The sequence below is a fragment of the Nocardia sp. FBN12 genome, assembly GCF_054031145.1.
This window is the reverse complement of sequence record NZ_CM132926.1, coordinates 718,381-734,756: the sequence shown is the minus strand read 5'-3', so window position 1 is coordinate 734,756 and position 16,376 is coordinate 718,381. Positions and strand designations below refer to the sequence as shown.

Annotated in this window: 13 protein-coding genes; 6 read left to right on the top strand and 7 right to left on the bottom strand. The window is 67.8% G+C overall.

Annotated features, from left to right (window positions below):
* Window positions 1–79: 79 nt before the first annotated feature.
* Window positions 80–361, top strand: coding sequence for a hypothetical protein (locus tag ACWZHB_RS03815; protein WP_427906544.1), 282 nt, complete (start codon window positions 80–82; stop codon window positions 359–361).
* Here the strand turns inward: ACWZHB_RS03815 and ACWZHB_RS03810 are convergent.
* Together ACWZHB_RS03810 and ACWZHB_RS03805 are read right to left on the bottom strand one after the other, a co-directional pair.
* Window positions 358–2,871 (bottom strand): GmrSD restriction endonuclease domain-containing protein, encoded by a 2,514-nt coding sequence (locus ACWZHB_RS03810; protein WP_427906543.1) that lies wholly within the window; start codon window positions 2,869–2,871, stop codon window positions 358–360. The genes ACWZHB_RS03815 and ACWZHB_RS03810 overlap by 4 nt on opposite strands.
* 103 nt (window positions 2,872–2,974) lie before the next feature.
* Window positions 2,975–3,979, bottom strand: coding sequence for a hypothetical protein (locus ACWZHB_RS03805; RefSeq protein ID WP_427906542.1), 1,005 nt, complete (start codon window positions 3,977–3,979; stop codon window positions 2,975–2,977).
* A 230-nt stretch (window positions 3,980–4,209) separates the two neighbouring features.
* Here ACWZHB_RS03805 and ACWZHB_RS03800 point away from each other — a divergent pair, with 230 nt between their 5' ends.
* The gene (locus ACWZHB_RS03800; RefSeq protein WP_056821080.1) at window positions 4,210–4,413 is read left to right on the top strand and encodes a cold-shock protein; all 204 of its coding nucleotides are present in this window, start codon (window positions 4,210–4,212) and stop codon (window positions 4,411–4,413) included.
* A 55-nt stretch (window positions 4,414–4,468) separates the two neighbouring features.
* On the opposite strand, the gene ACWZHB_RS03795 is transcribed toward ACWZHB_RS03800, so the two are convergent.
* The 3 genes from ACWZHB_RS03795 to ACWZHB_RS03785 all read right to left on the bottom strand — a co-directional run bounded on the left by ACWZHB_RS03795 (window position 4,469) and on the right by ACWZHB_RS03785 (window position 10,513).
* Complete coding sequence (locus ACWZHB_RS03795) at window positions 4,469–7,483, bottom strand: bifunctional [glutamine synthetase] adenylyltransferase/[glutamine synthetase]-adenylyl-L-tyrosine phosphorylase (protein ID WP_427906541.1); 3,015 nt, start codon at window positions 7,481–7,483, stop codon at window positions 4,469–4,471.
* Between the two features lie 35 nt (window positions 7,484–7,518).
* Window positions 7,519–8,859: a type I glutamate--ammonia ligase gene (gene glnA, locus ACWZHB_RS03790; protein ID WP_427906540.1), complete on the bottom strand. Its 1,341-nt coding sequence runs from the start codon at window positions 8,857–8,859 to the stop codon at window positions 7,519–7,521.
* A 121-nt stretch (window positions 8,860–8,980) separates the two neighbouring features.
* Window positions 8,981–10,513, bottom strand: a complete 1,533-nt coding sequence (locus ACWZHB_RS03785; RefSeq protein ID WP_427906539.1) for an alpha/beta hydrolase — start codon at window positions 10,511–10,513, stop codon at window positions 8,981–8,983.
* 199 nt (window positions 10,514–10,712) lie between these two features.
* Between ACWZHB_RS03785 and panB the strand changes: the two genes are divergently transcribed.
* The 4 genes from panB (at window position 10,713) to ACWZHB_RS03765 (ending at window position 14,132) form a co-directional block, all read left to right on the top strand.
* Window positions 10,713–11,567 carry a 3-methyl-2-oxobutanoate hydroxymethyltransferase gene (panB, locus tag ACWZHB_RS03780; protein ID WP_427906538.1) on the top strand — a complete coding sequence of 285 codons (855 nt, stop codon included), beginning with the start codon at window positions 10,713–10,715 and terminating at the stop codon, window positions 11,565–11,567.
* A gap of 354 nt (window positions 11,568–11,921) precedes the next feature.
* Complete coding sequence (locus ACWZHB_RS03775) at window positions 11,922–12,308, top strand: hypothetical protein (RefSeq protein ID WP_427906537.1); 387 nt, start codon at window positions 11,922–11,924, stop codon at window positions 12,306–12,308.
* On the top strand, window positions 12,308–13,270 hold the full coding sequence (gene pip, locus ACWZHB_RS03770) for a prolyl aminopeptidase (protein ID WP_427906536.1): 963 nt from the start codon (window positions 12,308–12,310) through the stop codon (window positions 13,268–13,270). The genes ACWZHB_RS03775 and pip overlap by 1 nt, the downstream gene beginning before the upstream one ends.
* Window positions 13,271–13,274: 4 nt before the next feature.
* On the top strand, window positions 13,275–14,132 hold the full coding sequence (locus ACWZHB_RS03765; protein WP_427906535.1) for a CHAD domain-containing protein: 858 nt from the start codon (window positions 13,275–13,277) through the stop codon (window positions 14,130–14,132).
* A 13-nt stretch (window positions 14,133–14,145) separates the two neighbouring features.
* On the opposite strand, the gene ACWZHB_RS03760 is transcribed toward ACWZHB_RS03765, so the two are convergent.
* Entirely contained in the window at window positions 14,146–15,555 is a 1,410-nt protein-coding gene (locus ACWZHB_RS03760) for an RNB domain-containing ribonuclease (RefSeq protein WP_427909070.1), read from the bottom strand.
* A gap of 91 nt (window positions 15,556–15,646) precedes the next feature.
* A complete protein-coding gene (locus tag ACWZHB_RS03755) occupies window positions 15,647–15,979 on the bottom strand; it encodes a hypothetical protein (RefSeq protein ID WP_427906534.1) in 333 nt (110 codons plus the stop codon).
* Window positions 15,980–16,376: the final 397 nt, after the last annotated feature.

The following is a 16,376-nucleotide window of genomic DNA, read 5'->3' as shown; positions in this document are numbered from 1 at the left end:
GGCGCGACTTTCGAGTCCCTTATGACCGTCATGAGGACTTCCTGAGGGCCTACAATGGCCGCCGACCAGGAGGCGTGAGGTGTACATCGAGGAATTCACCGCGGCGGGGCCGCTGACCGAGCACGCGGTCGAGGAGCTGATGACCGTCGCGAACAAGTACACCTCGGCGATCACCATCACCATCGGCGAGCGCACCGTCCAACTCCCGGTTCTCCCGGTCTGCTGGGACGAACTGTCCGTCAGCGCGGGCACCACGATCACGGTGGAGGCCGACCGCGGCTATCGACCGGCCGATATCGAGGACCGCACCGCGCTGACCGATTTCGTCACGACCTTTCAGCGCGCGACCGGTCAGCGCTAGAGCGGCAGGCCTGCCTCGATCCAGTTGTAGGCCTGGATCTTTCGGGACTGGGGGTCGTTGACGACCTGGTTGATGAGGTCGTTGATCTGGTCGGTGGACAGGGGGTAGCCGTAGTGCTCGGCGGCGCCCGCCGACGCCCACAGGGACGCGAAGAGACCGGGGCCGCCGAGGATGTGCGACAGGGCGGTGGCTACCTCGTCGACGGTCTCGATGACCCCGTGGACCAGCGCGATCGCGATGTCCTCGTCTCCGGGGGGCATGCCGGGTGCCAGCGCACCGGACTCCACGGCGCGCTGGGCCAGCCAGGCGCGTGGGACCAGCGGGCTCGGGCCGATCGCGTCGCCGAGGAAGTAGCGCCATTCGCCGGGGTTGCCCTGGTCGAAGGCGTGGATGTAGAAGGTGCGGGTGAGCGCCCACAGCGCGATGTAGCGCAGGGCGAGCTGTTCGGGACCGAGGTGAGCGTCGGGGCCCTCGACCCGGTCCTTCTCGAGCTGATTCCAGGCGAAGCGGAACCAGACCTGTTCGGAGTTGCCGACCCAGGTGGCGGGCAGGCGGTCGGCCAGCACGGCCAGGTCGGCGGCCGGGCCGTCGAAGCCGGTGTCGCCGGAGGCCTCCACGCGCAGGTTGTCGACGTAACCGCGCAGGGCGTCGACGGAGGTGAACACCGCGTAGCCCAGTTGGGCGAAGCGGGTGAGGTCGGCGTTGGACGGTTCGAGCACGAGCACCACCGGCATGCCGACGCCGGGCTGTAGGCCCTCGGGCCAAAAGGCTTCGGCGACAGCGAGTTCGCGGCCGGTGACCGGGTCGGAGACCTCGCTGTCGAGCAGCGGGAAGCCGAAGCCGTCGGCGATGAGGTCGTCGACCAGCGCGTTGACCTGGTCCACCGCCGGATCGCCGATGGTCACCCCGGCCACACCCACCGTCAGCAGGGTCGGGCGGTGCAGCTTGCCGGTGCGCAGCTTCTCCAGGAAGGCGTCGGCCGAGGTGGAGAGCAGTTTGCGGCGCGCCCGCAGGAACTCTCGGTAGTTCTCCACCCGCCACAGCGCCGGGTCCGTCGGAATCCACTGCGAGGCGAGCACACCCGGGTTGCGTCGCTCCATCTCGGCGAAGTAGTCGGCGGGCTCGCGCTCACCGAGCTCGGCCTCCGAACCGGGGCTGAGGAAGCAGAAGTTGGCGATCGCGTTGATCTCGTTGCGTTCGTAACCGGCGTCGCGCAGCAGGGTTTTCGGGAACAGGTAGTGGACCTGCACCGGTGTGCGCTCACCGAACTGCTCGATGCCGAGCTCCGAGCCGGTGCCCAGATCGCGCGAACCGTCGACGCGGGTCAGCATGTACAGCAGCGGATAGAACCGGGAACCGCGGGTGGCACCGGCGAAATCGTCGGCGCACAGGTCGAGCGAGCCGCCGCGCAGCCGTTCCAGCGAGCCGATCAGCGCGTTGATCCCGCCGCGTTCGAGGGTGTCGTAATCCTGTTGCAGGAACGTCTCGGTGGAGCCACTGAATCGGCCCCACAGCGCGGAGTGCACGTACCAGTACAGCACTCGATCGCGGTGCAGATCGTCGTCGAAGCCGCCGCCGTTGAGGAACAGCAGCCGGGTGATCACGGGAATCGCGTAGCGCCCCATGAGGACTCGGTCGTGATCGAGACCGAGCCTGCCGCCCACGGTATCGAGGAAGGTATCGACCTGCTTGGTGGTGTCCACCAGTGCCTGCTCGAATTCCGCGGGCGCCAGATCGCCCAGCGCGTCGAAGTGCGCGCGCCCGTTGCCGACCGCGATCACGTTGCGCAGCAACCAGTCCAGGGTGAAGGTGTAGCCGTCCTTGTCCCAGCGGATCAGGTGGTCGCGCAGGTTGCCGCGAGCCTGGGGCCACTGCGCGCACAGGGTGGCCAGGGCGAGGTCGCCCTTGGACAGTTTGGTGCCGCCGGAGTTGACCCGGTTGAAGATGTCGACCACCTCGTCGACCGTGCGGTCCGAGCCGGTGATGGTCTCGACATTGAACTCGCGGTTGGTGACCTCGCGAACCTTGTTCAGCCGATCGAGATAGCGGGCAAGGGTTTCCGGTGACTCGTCAGGGAACCTGGCCAGGTAGTGCATCGGGCCCTGAGCGAACAATTCGGTGATATCGATCCAGGCCGGCGCGGTATCGCGACCGGGCACCTGAAATTCGAACAACTCACGCTCGACATCGAAATGCAATCCGGTGAAGGCGATCTCGTCGCCTTCGAAGAACGACGGCGCCGTCCCGCGCACGATCCCGTAGAGCGTGGTGATGCGCTGCTGCCCGTCGAGCAGCAACTGCCGCAGCCCAGAGCCGGTCGTCGACCCGCGCACCGCGATCTCCTCGGACCCGGTCTCCCACACCAGCAATCCACCGACCGGATACCCGAGATACAGCGACCGCATGAGTCCACGGACCTGGTCGCGGTTCCACACGTACCCACGCTGGAATTCGGGCAACAGCACAGCACCGGAGTCGATCTGGTCGAGCAGGGTGGACAGACGTGTCACGGCAGCCTTTCGATCGAGATCCGGTGGCGGACAAGCGCCCCATCGTTGCACGGATCGTACCGACACATCCCGACATGCCAGCGGCCGAACGGAACTGGCGCTTCTACTCCATCCCGGACACGGCGGTCCGGAAAGCCTGCGAGGCATAGAACGGAGCCAGCCTGCGCCGCAACACGGTGTCGAGATACCCGCGCTCGTCGAGTGTTTCGAGGACCGGCGGACCGAAACGCAGCGCCTCCTCGATCATCTCCGCGCGCCCCACCCCCAGCTCAGCCAGCAATTCGGCAAGGGGGGTGTCGCCGTATTTGTCGAAAACGTGGTCGATGCCCTCGTCGAGCAGGGCGTGGAAGTAGTCGGTATCGCGGAAGGAGCGCCAGAATTCGAAGATGAGCACGACGATGTCTTCGACATCGTCGGCCGAGACCAGTTCGCGGAACGAGCCGACCGCGTCGCCGGTGTGCTTGCGCCAGGTCTCGCGGGCACTGTCCAGCAGCACGTCGTCGGCATCACCGCTGTTGCCGCGCAGCACGAATCGCGCGCCGGTGCGGGTGAGCCTGCCGACGCCGTTCTCGATCGCGGGCATCGCGGGTTCGGCCAGTCTCGACAGGGCGCTGCGCAGCGAACGGGTCAGGCCGCCACCGTCGGGGTGTAAGCCGTCGTCGACCGCGGTGACCACCGCACGCTGGACCGCCTCGACGCACGCGTCGACGGTGACCGGGCTGTCGAGCACCAACCGGACCAGCCGGTGGGTGAGATCCAGATCGGCGACAGCGTCGATCAGCTCGTCGAACCGGCGGTTGTCGACTAGTTCGCCGACCTCGATCTCGTCATTGGCGCGATGGTTGTACAGCCGCGTCGCGATCTCACCGACGAGTTCGGGAATCGCGCCCTCCACCGGAACCTGCACGGCGAACTTGTGCGCGACCGCTTTGATCTGCTCGCGCGTGACCGCCTCGGCGAGGGTCAGCACCGCGGCTTGGTCGAGCGCGCCGTCGACCTCCTCGGTGACGAACTCGAGGAAGCCCTCTGGTTCGCGCAATTGCTGCTTGGTGAACGCCACGTGCGCGTCGAGCACTCGCATTGCCAGGTCGACGTGACCACTGTTCATCTCACCCATGGTGCCCAGATTGACACAGTCCGCGACCTGATGGGAAAAGCGCGCACACATCGGTTGCCTGCGGCCGCGACACACCGGTCTGCCACGGCAAACTCCGCCCACATTCCGGTGTGGCGACCCGAAAGGCGCGGTTTGCTGGCGAGTATGGCATACTGGGTTGCTGAGACTGGGCTGATCGCAAGTGATCGCCATGGCTCACCTACGGAAAAGACTTTTAAAACATGACTCAAGGCACCGTCAAGTGGTTCAACGGCGAAAAGGGCTTCGGCTTCATCGCCCAAGACGGAGGCGGCCCCGACGTCTTCGTTCACTACTCGGCTATCGGCGGCTCGGGCTTCAAGTCCCTCGAAGAGGGACAGCGGGTGGAGTTCGAGGTCGGCCAGGGCCAGAAGGGCCCCCAGGCCCAGGACGTCCGCGCCATCTGATTTCGGCGTGAACTGAAAAAGCCCCGCACCAGTGGTGCGGGGCTTTTTCATGTCCTCATTCGCCCCCGAATACGCGCTCGACGACCGCTTTCGCGCGGCGGGTGATGCGCATGTAGGTGTCGAGGAACTCGCTGCCGTCGTCGTTGGGCCAGCCTGCTACCCGGGCGACCGCCGACAGCAGCTGGCCGGGGCCGGGGAGCTGGTCGGTGGGTTTGCCCTTGACCAGGACCAGGGCGTTGCGGGCGGCGGTGGCAGTGATCCACGATTCGCGCAGGAGCGCGACGTCTTCGGGTTCGAGGATGCCTTCGGCCCCGATGACGTCGAGGGCCTGCAGGGTCGAGGTGTTGTGCAGGGCGGGAACCTCGTGCGCGTGGCGCAGCTGCAGGAGCTGGACGGTCCATTCGATGTCGGCGAGACCGCCGCGGCCCAGCTTGGTGTGGGTGGACGGGTTGGCGCCGCGGGGGAGGCGTTCGGAGTCGACGCGGGCCTTGATGCGGCGGATCTCGCGGGCCGATTCCTCCGAAACACCGCCGGCCGGATAACGGATCGGGTCGATGACGTGCAGGAAACGCACGCCCAGATCCTGATCGCCTGCCACCTGGTGGGCGCGCAACAGCGCCTGCACCTCCCACGGCTGGGCCCATTGGGCGTAGTAGGCCTGATAGGCGGCCAGCGTGCGAACCAGCGGCCCGTTGCGGCCCTCGGGGCGCAGGCCCGCGTCCACCTGCAAGGGCGGATCGACGCTCGGTGCGCCGAGCAGCCGCTGGACCTGTTCCGCGATCCCGTTGGCCCATTTCACCGCGGTGGCCTCGTCCTCGCCGGGGCGCGGATCGCAGACGAACAGCACGTCGGCGTCGGAGCCGTAGCCCAGTTCCATACCGCCGAGCCTGCCCATGCCGATCACCGCGAAGTCGGCGGGTGCCGGCGCGCCGCGTTCGGCCTCGGAAGCGCGAATGACGGCGCTCAGTGCCGCCTCGAGTACCGCGACCCAGACCGACGACAGTGCGGCGCACACCTGCGGGACGTCGAGCATGCCGAGCACGTCGGCCGAGGCCACGCGGGCCAGCTCGTGGCGGCGCAGTGAACGTGCCGCCGCGACAGCGCGTTTCGGGTCGTCGTAGCGGGCCGCCGCGGTCTGCATGCCGCGGGCGACATCTTCGGGTTTGGTGGTGAGCAGCTGCGGACCGCCGGGGCCGTCGGCGTACATCCGGATCGTGTCCGGGGCGTTGATCAGCAGGTCGGGCAGATATTCCGAGGAGCCGAGCACGATCATCAGACGTTGGGCGACGGCGCCTTCGTCGCGGAGTTCGCGCAGGAACCAGATCTGGTCGTCCAGCCCCTCGGACACGCGCCGGTACGCGAGCAGGCCCGCGTCGGGATTCGGTGTGTCACCGAGCCATTCGAGCAGCGTCGGCAGCAGCAGCGCCTGAATGCGGCCCTTGCGCGAGACGCCACCGGTGAGTGCTTTGAGATGACCGAGCGCGTTGGCCGGTGCGCCGTAGCCCAGGGCGGCGAGCTGGCGGACGGCGGCGTCGGGGCTCAGGCGCAGGGCGTCGGAGTCCATCCGGGCGACCGCGTCGAGCAGCGGACGGTAGAAGAGTTTCGCGTGCAGGCGCCGCACCCGCACGGCGTTGCGACGGATGTCGGTGTCGAGCACGCCGACCGCGTCCTGGCGGCCGTCGGGGCGGATGTGGGCGGCGCGGGCGAGCCAGCGCATGCCGTCGGCGTCGTCGGCGGCGGGCAGCGTGTGGGTGCGCTTGAGCCGCTGCAGCTGCAGGCGGTGTTCGAGCAGGCGCAGGAATTCGTAGGACGCGGCGAGGTTGGCGGCGTCGTCGCGGCCGACGTAGCCGCCCGCGGCCAAGGCCGTCAGCGCCTCGACGGTGTTGGTCACGTGCAGCGCGTCGTCGACCCGGCCGTGCACCAATTGCAGGAGCTGTACAGCGAATTCGACATCGCGCAGGCTGCCCGCGCCGAGCTTGAGTTCGCGCTCGCGCATGTCGGCGGGGACCAGGTCCTCCACTCGGCGGCGCATGGCCTGGACGTCGGCGACGAAGTCGGGGCGTTCCGACGCGGTCCAGACCATCGGCATCAGCGCGTCGCGGTACTGCTTGCCGAGTTCCAGATCGCCGGTCATCGGCCGGTTCTTCAACAGCGCCTGGAACTCCCAGGTGCGCGCCCACCGCTTGTAGTAGGCGAGGTGGGAGTCGAGGGTGCGCACCAGGGCGCCCGCTTTGCCCTCGGGGCGCAGCGCGGCGTCGACCTCGAAGAAGGCCGAACTCGCGACGCTCATCATCTCCGCGGCCAACCGGGTCGCGGTCGCGTCGGCCGGTTCGGCGACGAACACCACGTCGACATCGCTGACGTAATTCAGTTCGCGCGCACCGCATTTACCCATCGCGATCACCGCGAGGCGCACCGGCACCGGGCCGTCCTTGCACACCCGGGCCACCGCGACCGACAGGGCGGCGGTGAGCGCGGCATCGGCCAGATCCGACAGGTGCTTGCCGACCACCAGGTACGGCGGAACCGGTTCGTTCTCGACCGTGGAGGCGAGGTCGACCGCTGCCAGCAGCATCAGCTGATCGCGATATCTGCTGCGCAGCAACGCCACTGCTTCCGGACCCGCGATACCGGCGCGGAACAGCATCGGTCCCGCGTTGGGTCCGGTCTCCGGTGTCGCGTCCACGGCGTCGAGCAGATCGGCGATCAGCTCGTCGCGGGAGGGAAGTTCGTTCTGACGCAGCACTTTCCACGCGTCCGGGACGGCGACGAGGTGGTCGCCGAACGCCGTCGACGACCCGAGCAACCCGAACAGCCTGCCGCGCAGGGTGGTATCGGACCGGATCGCCGAATCCAGTTCAGGCCAGGCGTCTTCGAGCGATTCGCGTATCCGCACGAGCGTCGACAGGGCGAGATCGGCATCGGGCGAACGCGACAGTGCCCAGAGCACGGGTACACCGTCGACGTTGTCCCAGCCGAGCTGGTGCAGTGAGTCCGCCGCTGCCGGTTCGAGCAAACCGAGCCGGCCGACGCCGGGTACAGCGGAGCGGGCAGTCGGTGGCCGGACCATGGGGTTAAAACTACTACGCCACCGACTGCGTCACGTCACAAGCTCAGGTACTCCTTGAGCTCCCAGGGGGTGACCTGGCTGCGGTAGTCGGCCCACTCGCGGCGCTTGTTACGCAGGAAGAAGTCGAAGACGTGTTCGCCGAGGGTTTCGGCGACCAGCTCCGAGCGCTCCATCGCCTGCAGGGCCTCGTCGAGGGTGCCGGGCAGGGTGCGGAAGCCCATGGCGCGACGCTCGGCATCGGTCAGCGACCAGACGTCGTCCTCGGCCTCGGGGGGCAGGTCGTAGCCCTTCTCGATGCCGCGCAGACCGGCGGCCAACAGCACCGCGAAGGTCAGGTACGGGTTGCAGGCCGAGTCTGGGCTGCGGATCTCGACGCGACGCGAGGACGACTTGTTCGGCGTGTACATCGGCACCCGCACCAGCGCCGACCGGTTGGACCGGCCCCAGGAGGCCGCGGTCGGGGCTTCGCCGCCGTGGATCAGGCGCTTGTAGGAGTTGACCCACTGGTTGGTGATCGCGCTGATCTCGGGGGCGTGCTCGAGGATGCCCGCGATGAACGAACGCGCGGTGCCCGAGAGGTTGTTCGGGTCGTCGGGATCGGCGAAGGCGTTGTTCTCGCCCTCGAACAGGCTCATATGCGTGTGCATGGCCGAGCCGGGGTACTGCGAGAACGGCTTCGGCATGAACGTCGCGCGCACGCCTTCGTCGATCGCGACCTCTTTGATCAGGTAGCGGAAGGTCATCACGTTGTCGGCCATCGACAGCGCGTCGGCGTAGCGCAGGTCGATCTCCTGCTGGCCGGGAGCGCCCTCGTGGTGGCTGAACTCGACCGAGATGCCCATCGACTCGAGCGAGTCGATGGCGTGGCGGCGAAAGTTCGGCGCGGCGTCGTGCACGGCCTGGTCGAAGAAGCCGCCGTTGTCGGCCGGGGTCGGCTCGTAGCCGTCCTTGAGCTGGCTCTTCAGCAGGAAGAACTCGATCTCGGGGTGCACGTAGCAGCTGAAGCCCGCGTCGGCGGCCTTGTTCAGCTGGCGGCGCAGCACGTGGCGCGGATCGGCCCAGGACGGCGAACCGTCGGGCATGGCGATGTCGCAGAACATCCGCGCCGAGTGCTGGTGACCCTTGGAACTGGCCCAGGGCAGCACCTGGAAAGTCGACGGATCGGGCCGCGCCACCATGTCCGCCTCGGACACGCGCGCGAAGCCTTCGATGGCCGAGCCGTCGAAGCCGATGCCCTCCTCGAAGGCGCCTTCGAGCTCGGCGGGGGCGATCGCGACGGACTTGAGGTAGCCCAGCACATCGGTGAACCAGAGACGGACGAAGCGGATATCCCGTTCTTCGAGCGTCCGCAGCACGAATTCCTTCTGGCGATCCATACCGGCGAGCGTAAGCACCCGGCGTTAAATCCGTGTTACATACGCGGACGGGTTTGCGATCTCGTCACATCGTTCGCACATCTCACCGGCCACGACGGGGCGCGGTGAGAAAAAGTCACTCTCAGCATGTGAGACCGGATGCGGGCGTGGCGAGATCGACGAGGTAGTCGATCACCGCGCGGTCGAGGCACTGATCCCCCGCCACGAGCGCGGCGGTATGCCGGTTGCCGCGGAAGGTGATCAGGTCGGCGCCGAGCTGGGCGGCCAGGTCGACACCGGCCTGATAGGGCGTGGCCGGGTCGTCGGTCGTCGAGACCACCACCGTCTTGGGCAGCCCGGGCGCCGAGATGCGGTGCGGAGAGCTGGTGTTGGCCACCGGCCAGGCGGCGCACAGTTCCAGCGGGGCCGCGCCGGTGCCCTTGCCGTCGTCGAGGAACGGGGCGGCCTTGCGGTATTCGGTGTCCTGGCGACCGGTCACCGCGGGATCGGTGACGCGGGGATCGTCGATGCAGCGGATCGCGTTGAAGGCGTCCTGCGTATTGGAATAGGTGCCGTCCGCGCGGCGGCCGTCGTACATGTCGGCCAGTTGCAGCAGGGTGTCGCCGTTGCCCGCGCGCAATTCGGTGAGGCCCTGGGTGAGGATCTGCCACAGATCGTCGCTGTAGAGGGCCTGCTGGACGCCGGTGATGGCGTCGTTGTAGCTGAGGCCGCGCGGGTCGGTGGTCGGCGCCGGGGTTTGCTCGAGCGGGCCGACCAGCTCGCGGAAGCGGGCGACCGCCTTGGCCGGATCGGTGCCGAGGGGGCAATCGGCGTTCTTGGAACAGTCGTCGGCGTAGGCGTTGAACACGCCCTGGAAGCCCGCCGCTTGGCGCAGCGATTCCTGGACTGGGTCCTGGGAGGAGTCGACGGCACCGTCGAGCACGAGCGCGCGGACGTTCTGGGGGTACTTCTCGGCGTAGGCAGAGCCGAGGCGGGTGCCGTAGGAGTAGCCGAGGTAGCTCAGTTTCGCGTCACCGAGGACCGCCCGCATGACATCCATGTCCTGGATCACCTCGCGCGTGCCGACGTGTCCGAGCAGGTCGACTCCCGAGCGCTGGGCGCAGCGGTCGGCGTACTCGCGGTTGTCGGCCTCGGCGTCGGCGATGCCGGCCGGGGTGTTGTCGGTGGGCGGCTCGGCGCGTTCGGCGTCGGCCTGCTGTGGGGTCAGGCAGACGATTGTGGGCACCGACGAGCCGACACCGCGCGGATCGAAGCCGACCCGATCGAACTTCTCGGCCAGTTCGGTGCGGTTGCCGACGCCGACCATCGACAGGCCGGAGACGCCGGGCCCGCCCGGGTTCATCAGCAGCGAGCCGACCTTCTTGCCGGTGGCCGGGATCCGCGAGAGCGCGATCTGGGCAGTCGGGCCGTCCGGGCGCGCGTAATCGATCGGCACGGTGATGCGCGCGCACTCGGTATTGGGCGGCAACCGGTCCTCCGGGCTGCCGTACTCCGCACACGAGCCCCAGCTGATCTGCTGGTCGTAGAAGGCGTTCAGGCCGGGTGGGGACGGGGGCAGTTCAGCGCGGGGTGCGCTGCCCTCGCCGGTGCTGCATCCGGTGACGATCAACGCAGAGACAGCGCCGAGGAGCACGACGAGCCGGCCTCGCTGCACAGTGGGCCCACCTTTCCGCGCCCTGCGGCGCACACAATGCGCCCGGATGGGCTCGTATCACGGTAGCCGAATCGACGATGTGACCGATCACACCGCCACCGGGCCTTAAATCCGCGCGTACGCAGGTGGCACACTGGGATTGTCAGAAAAGCCCGGGGACCCGGTATGGGCCTCGAGGAACCAGACGAAAGGGACGATGATGTCCGTATCCGATGAGCAGAGTCCTGCCTACGGTGCCACTCCCGCCGAGACCAAACCACGCCGCAAGACCCGCGTCCAGCATCTACAGCAGATGAAGGTCGACGGTGAGCGCTGGTCGATGTTGACGGCCTACGACTACTCGTCCGCCCGGCTGTTCGAGGAAGCCGGTATCCCCGTTCTCCTGGTCGGCGATTCCGCCGCCAATGTCGTGTACGGCTACGACACCACCGTGCCGATCACCATCGACGAGCTCATCCCGCTCGTGCGCGGTGTCGTCCGCGGCGCACCGCACGCGCTGGTCGTCGCCGACCTGCCGTTCGGAACCTACGAGTCCTCGCCGCAGCAGGCGCTGGCGACCGCCATCCGTTTCATGAAGGAGGGCGGCGCGCACGCGGTGAAGCTCGAGGGCGGCGAACGGGTCGCCGAGCAGATCGCGCTGATCACCTCCGCCGGCATTCCGGTGATGGCCCACATCGGGTTCACCCCACAGAGCGTGAACACCCTGGGCGGCTTCCGCGTGCAGGGCCGCGGCGACGGCGCCGAGCAACTGGTCGCCGACGCGATCGCCGTGCAGGAAGCCGGTGCGTTCTCGGTGGTGATGGAAATGGTCCCCGCCGAGATCGCGGGCCAGGTCACCCGCAAGCTCACCATCCCCACCGTCGGCATCGGCGCCGGCGCCGACTGCGACGCCCAGGTACTGGTCTGGCAGGACATGGCCGGCTACACCAGCGGCAAGACCGCCAAGTTCGTCAAGCGCTTCGGCAACGTCGGCGACGAACTCCGCACCGCCGCGGCCACATACGCCGCCGAAGTCCGCCAAGGCACCTTCCCAGGCCCCGAACACAGCTTCTGACCGCAGAACAACAAACCGTCCCCGTCTTCCACACCCCACAAAACCCAACCACCGCCCTCCCGACCCTTAGGGAGGGACGGCCACGAAGTGGCCGGTCGCGGCCGGGTCGCCGGTTAGGCGCCGTTGCGTAGGCGACGAAGGAGCAAGCAACGGCGCCTAACCGGCGGCCCCTAGGGGCCGCGACTCGAGCGCGCCAGCGCTCCAATAAACACAGCCAGCGCCTTCAGGACTACCCAAACCCCAATTCCCCGCTCTCACACCCAACGCACCAATGGCAGACTCGATAACGACACTGTTCGACTACCAGAGGTACCGATGCCGCGACGCCGTTGGATTTCCCGTTCTGTGCTGTTGATGGCGGGCTCGCTCGCTGTCGCTTCCCTGACCGCGTGTGGGGGTGTACAACCGGCGCCCTCCGGCAGCGCGGGCACCACCACCTCGTCCGCGGCGACAACGACGCCCGCCGGGACTCTGACCATCAGCCCCTCATCCGCCACACAGCTGTGCGACATGATCAAGCCCGAGCTGTCCAACTTCCGCGTACAGGGCCCGACCCTCGGCAGAATCTCGCTCAACGCCATGGTGCACGACTGGGGCTTGCGCAACGGCGGCATCAACGGCCACGTGCTCGCCGACAAGGCGATGATCGACCGGGTGACCACCGAGAGCTGCCCCGAGGTGCGGACCGAGGCGCTCACCGCCCTCGAATTGCCCTCCCTCGCCGCGGGATTGGCGTTCTGATGCGTACCCTCTACCCCGAGATCGAACCGCTCGAGCAGGGGCTTCTCGACGTGGGTGACGGCCAGTCGGTGTACTGGGAGGTCAGCGGCAACGCCGACGGCAAGCCGGTGGTGTTCGTCCACGGCGGCCCCGGCGGTGGCACCGGCCCGCTGCAGCGGCGTTTCTTCGATCCGGCCGTGTACAAGATCGTGCTGTTCGATCAGCGCGGCTGCGGAAAGTCCATGCCGCACATCGCCGATGGCGCGAGCCTCGACGGCAACACCACGCCGAACCTGATCGCCGACATGGAACTGCTGCGCGAGCGACTCGGGATCGACCGCTGGCAGGTGTTCGGCGGTTCGTGGGGGTCGACCCTCGGCTTGGCTTACGCCCAGGCCCACCCGGAGCGGGTGACGGAGCTGGTGCTGCGCGGCATCTTCTTGTTGCGGCGCAAGGAAATCGACTGGTACTACAACGGCGCCGCAGGCAATGTGTACCCCGCCGAGTGGGCGAAGTTCCTGGCGCCGGTGCCGGTCGAGGAACGCGCGGACGACCTCGTCGAGGTGTACCACCGGCTGCTGCACTCCCCCGATCCGCAGGTCGCGCTCGATGCCGCCGTCGCCTGGTCGACGTGGGAAGGTGCGACGAGTTCGCTGATCCCGCAACCGGATCGGGTCGCCGAAACCGCCGAGGCACGCTTCGCCCTCGCGTTCGCCCGGATCGAAAACCACTATTTTCGCCACGGCGGGTTCCTCGACGAGGGACAGTTGCTGCGAGACATAGATCGGATCGCCGACATCCCCGGTGTGATCGTGCAGGGCCGCCACGACATCGTGTGCCCCGCGGCGAGCGCATGGGATCTGCACACTGCGTGGCCGTCCTCGACCCTGCACATCGTCGAGGACGCCGGGCATACCGCGCACGAGCCCGGCATCACCCATCACCTGGTGGAGGCGACCGATACGTTCGGGAAGCGAGGCTGACATCATGGCGCACAAGGCGGGAAAAGCTGTCGTCGCGGCACTACGCGAGGACATCGACCGGCTTTTCGCCGCCGAACCGGACGTCCGCGCCGACGCCTACGATTCGGTCCATCAGATGCGTGTGGCCACGCGCAGGCTCCGCAGTGTCCTGCGTTCCTATCGCAAGCTCTTCGACGCCGACGAGGCCGCCGCCACCGGAGCGGAGCTGAAGTGGCTGGCCGATCTGCTCGGCGTGGCCAGAGACGCCGAGGTCCGCGGCGAGCGCTTCACCGACCTGCTCGCCACCTACGACGCAGTCCCGGCCGAGGTCACCGAAGCGCTGGTCGGCGCCTCCCGCCAGGCCTACACCGATGCCCACGCAGTGGTGCTGACGGCGCTGGACGGCAAGCGCTACCGCAGTCTGCGCAAAGTCCTGAAAACCTGGCGCACCGATCCCCCGCTGGCTCCCGAACTCGCCCGCGACGACGCCACCGTTGTCTTCGACAAAGTCTTGCGTCGCGATCGAAAGCGCCTGCGCAAGTTGGTGTTCGCCGAACCCACCGCCACCCCGGCCGACCGGGTGGAACTCCTGCACGACATCCGCAAGGGCGCCAAGCGGTTACGTTATTCCTGCGAAGCCGCGGGCACGGTCCTCGGCCCCGACGCCGCCGATCTCGGCGCCCGGGCCAAACGCCTGCAATCGGTGCTCGGCGACCACCGGGACGCCGTCGAATCCCGCGAAGCGATCCTGGTGGTGGCCGCGGGCACGCACGCCCCCGCATCGACCATCTACGAACTCCTGGCCGACACCGAGGAAGCAGCCGCGGGCCGGGCCATCGCCCACTACCCCGCTGCCGCCGCCTTCATCTCCGCAGCGGGCTGACGGAGCCCGACTGTCAACGCGCCCCGTCGTATTCGAACCCGATCGTGCGAGTCGCCGGATCAGCGATCGCCAGTCGCACAGCGACGGTCTCGCCTTCCGGCGGCTCGCCTTCGCACCGGGCCAGAATCGGCGGCGCGCTGACGAAGACCTCCGCAGGCCGGGACCCGTTGGCGGCACGCAGAACCACGGCGGGGAAATCCGTGCCGACGCGCGGCGCGAGCACCGTGGCCTCGGTCAGATCGACGCACGCGCGATCGACTTTGCCGGCGACAGCGTCGGTCCGCCGCATCGTCTCCGCGGCTGCCTTCACCCCGTCCGTTACCCACTGCGGCACTTCGACACCGGCGCAGTGAGCCAGGCAGATCTCGGTCGTGAACCTATCGGCCAACCGCCGCAGCGGCGCCGTCACATGCGCGTACGGCGCCCCGATCGCACTGTGCGTCAACTGCTCCGGCGACGGTTCATCGAGCTCGGCCAACGAGGTGTAGCTGGCCCCACGCAACAACCCGGTGGCCTCCGACATCAATACCAGCGCCGCGGGCGAATTCGCGTCGAGCCCGGCGAGCATCCGCCCCACCGGCATCTCGGCAGGCCAGCGCACCCCGAGCGCCGCGGCCGTGCGCCGCATCGATTCGATCGCACTCGGCGGTGGTGGCGGCATCGTGCGCAGCAGGCCGATACCGTTGTGCTCCACCATGATTCGCGCCGCACACATGCCGGTGAGCAGCGAAACCTGTTCGTTCCAGTCATCGGCGTCGGTCCGAGGCTCGAGCTCGAGCCGCCAGCCCTCGCCGTCGGGAACTACTTCCTGCGCGGGCAACCGCAGCGAGATCGCTCCCTGAGCCAAGCCCGCTTCGATGCGCAGCCGCCCGAATTCGGGCAATGCCACCAGCGACGGATGCAAGGTTCCGGCATCGGCGGCGGCTTGCACCTGCGCGTAATCGAATCGCTCCCGGGAACGAACCAACGCCCGCGTCACCGAGAAAGTCAGCGGCACAGCATCATCGGAGAGCTCGATGGTCCACAACGCGGCAGGCCGGTCGACACCGGGCAGCAGACTCGCGGTGCCTTCGGACAGCACCGTCGGATGCAGCGGAACATTGCCGTCGGGCAGATAGAAGGTCTGCCCGCGTATTTCGGCCTCGGCCGCGAGCGCGCTGCCGGGCACGATCACCGCACCCAGATCCGCGATCGCGTAGTGCAGGGTGAAGCCGGTGGGCGTGCGTTCGATATGCAGCGCCTGGTCCAGATCCAGCGCGCTGGGCGGGTCGATGGTCACGAACTCGATGTCGGTCCGGTCGACCCGGGTGCCCGCGAACGCGTCTACCGCGTCGCGGGCGTCGGAGACGGCCTCGGCCGGATAATCCGAGGCCAGTCCGAATTCGGAACGGATGGCGCCGAAGTCTACCGGCGCCGAGACGATCCTCTGATGGAGTTGAAGGCCGGCCGTCCGACCCCGATCCGGTGAAGTGCTCGTCGTGTGTTCTGAGTCCACACTCGCAGACTAGCGAGTATTACTGCAGAGCGAGCATGGTGCCGTTGAGCTGATCGATCGGGCCGTACACGGTGAAAGTGACCCGGCCGTTGGGGACGGCGGAGGACACGGTCGCGGCCGCGTCGAGCGCCTGACCGAACGAGGCCGCCGACGGGTGCGGCAGACCTGCCAGGGTCAGGCCGAACCGGTTCTGGTGCACCCAGGTGGTGTCAGCGTGGCTGAGGTCGACCTGAATCCCGCCGGAGAGCGGGGTCACCGCGACCGCGCTCGCCGAACCGGCACCCAGCGAGGCGAAAACCGCAGCGGCTCCGGCGATCAATGCACCGGCGACAATGGAACGAACTACCCGCATGTAAATGTGACCTGCTTCCGCGATCGAATGTGTTGGGCCCGAGGAAGTGGCGAGCCCTGCCGACGGCGATCACTCTATGACCTCGCTCACGTTCCCGGCGAGTTCCAGCGCATTTTCACCGTCTCGACACACGAGCACGGCGACATACCGGGCAATTGTTACTGTGGCGGCGGCGCACTCGGCAACTGCCGCCTCGCGCAGCACTCACGTCGACAAATGGGAGTTTGCGAACGCATGTCGTGGATTATTTTCGATTACCTGTCGCCGATCCTCGGACCGGACGCGGCCAGCTACTGGGCGCATATGCTGGCGATCAACCCGCTGTAGCTCACCGCTTCGACCCTGAACATGTCGCTTCCCGTTAACCACACGGGAAGCGGCGTGTTTCCTGGGCGGC

Excerpts from the sequence above, each read along its gene's own strand:
- ACWZHB_RS03755 (WP_427906534.1), bottom strand. The coding sequence starts at position 15,979 with ATGCGGGTAGTTCGTTCCATTGTCGCCGGTGCATTGATCGCCGGAGCC.
- ACWZHB_RS03765 (WP_427906535.1), top strand. The coding sequence starts at position 13,275 with ATGGCGCACAAGGCGGGAAAAGCTGTCGTCGCGGCACTACGCGAGGAC.
- glnA (WP_427906540.1), bottom strand. The coding sequence starts at position 8,859 with ATGGATCGCCAGAAGGAATTCGTGCTGCGGACGCTCGAAGAACGGGAT.
- ACWZHB_RS03775 (WP_427906537.1), top strand. The coding sequence starts at position 11,922 with ATGGCGGGCTCGCTCGCTGTCGCTTCCCTGACCGCGTGTGGGGGTGTA.
- ACWZHB_RS03800 (WP_056821080.1), top strand. The coding sequence starts at position 4,210 with ATGACTCAAGGCACCGTCAAGTGGTTCAACGGCGAAAAGGGCTTCGGC.
- ACWZHB_RS03805 (WP_427906542.1), bottom strand. The coding sequence starts at position 3,979 with ATGAACAGTGGTCACGTCGACCTGGCAATGCGAGTGCTCGACGCGCAC.
- pip (WP_427906536.1), top strand. The coding sequence starts at position 12,308 with ATGCGTACCCTCTACCCCGAGATCGAACCGCTCGAGCAGGGGCTTCTC.
- ACWZHB_RS03795 (WP_427906541.1), bottom strand. The coding sequence starts at position 7,483 with ATGGTCCGGCCACCGACTGCCCGCTCCGCTGTACCCGGCGTCGGCCGG.
- panB (WP_427906538.1), top strand. The coding sequence starts at position 10,713 with ATGTCCGTATCCGATGAGCAGAGTCCTGCCTACGGTGCCACTCCCGCC.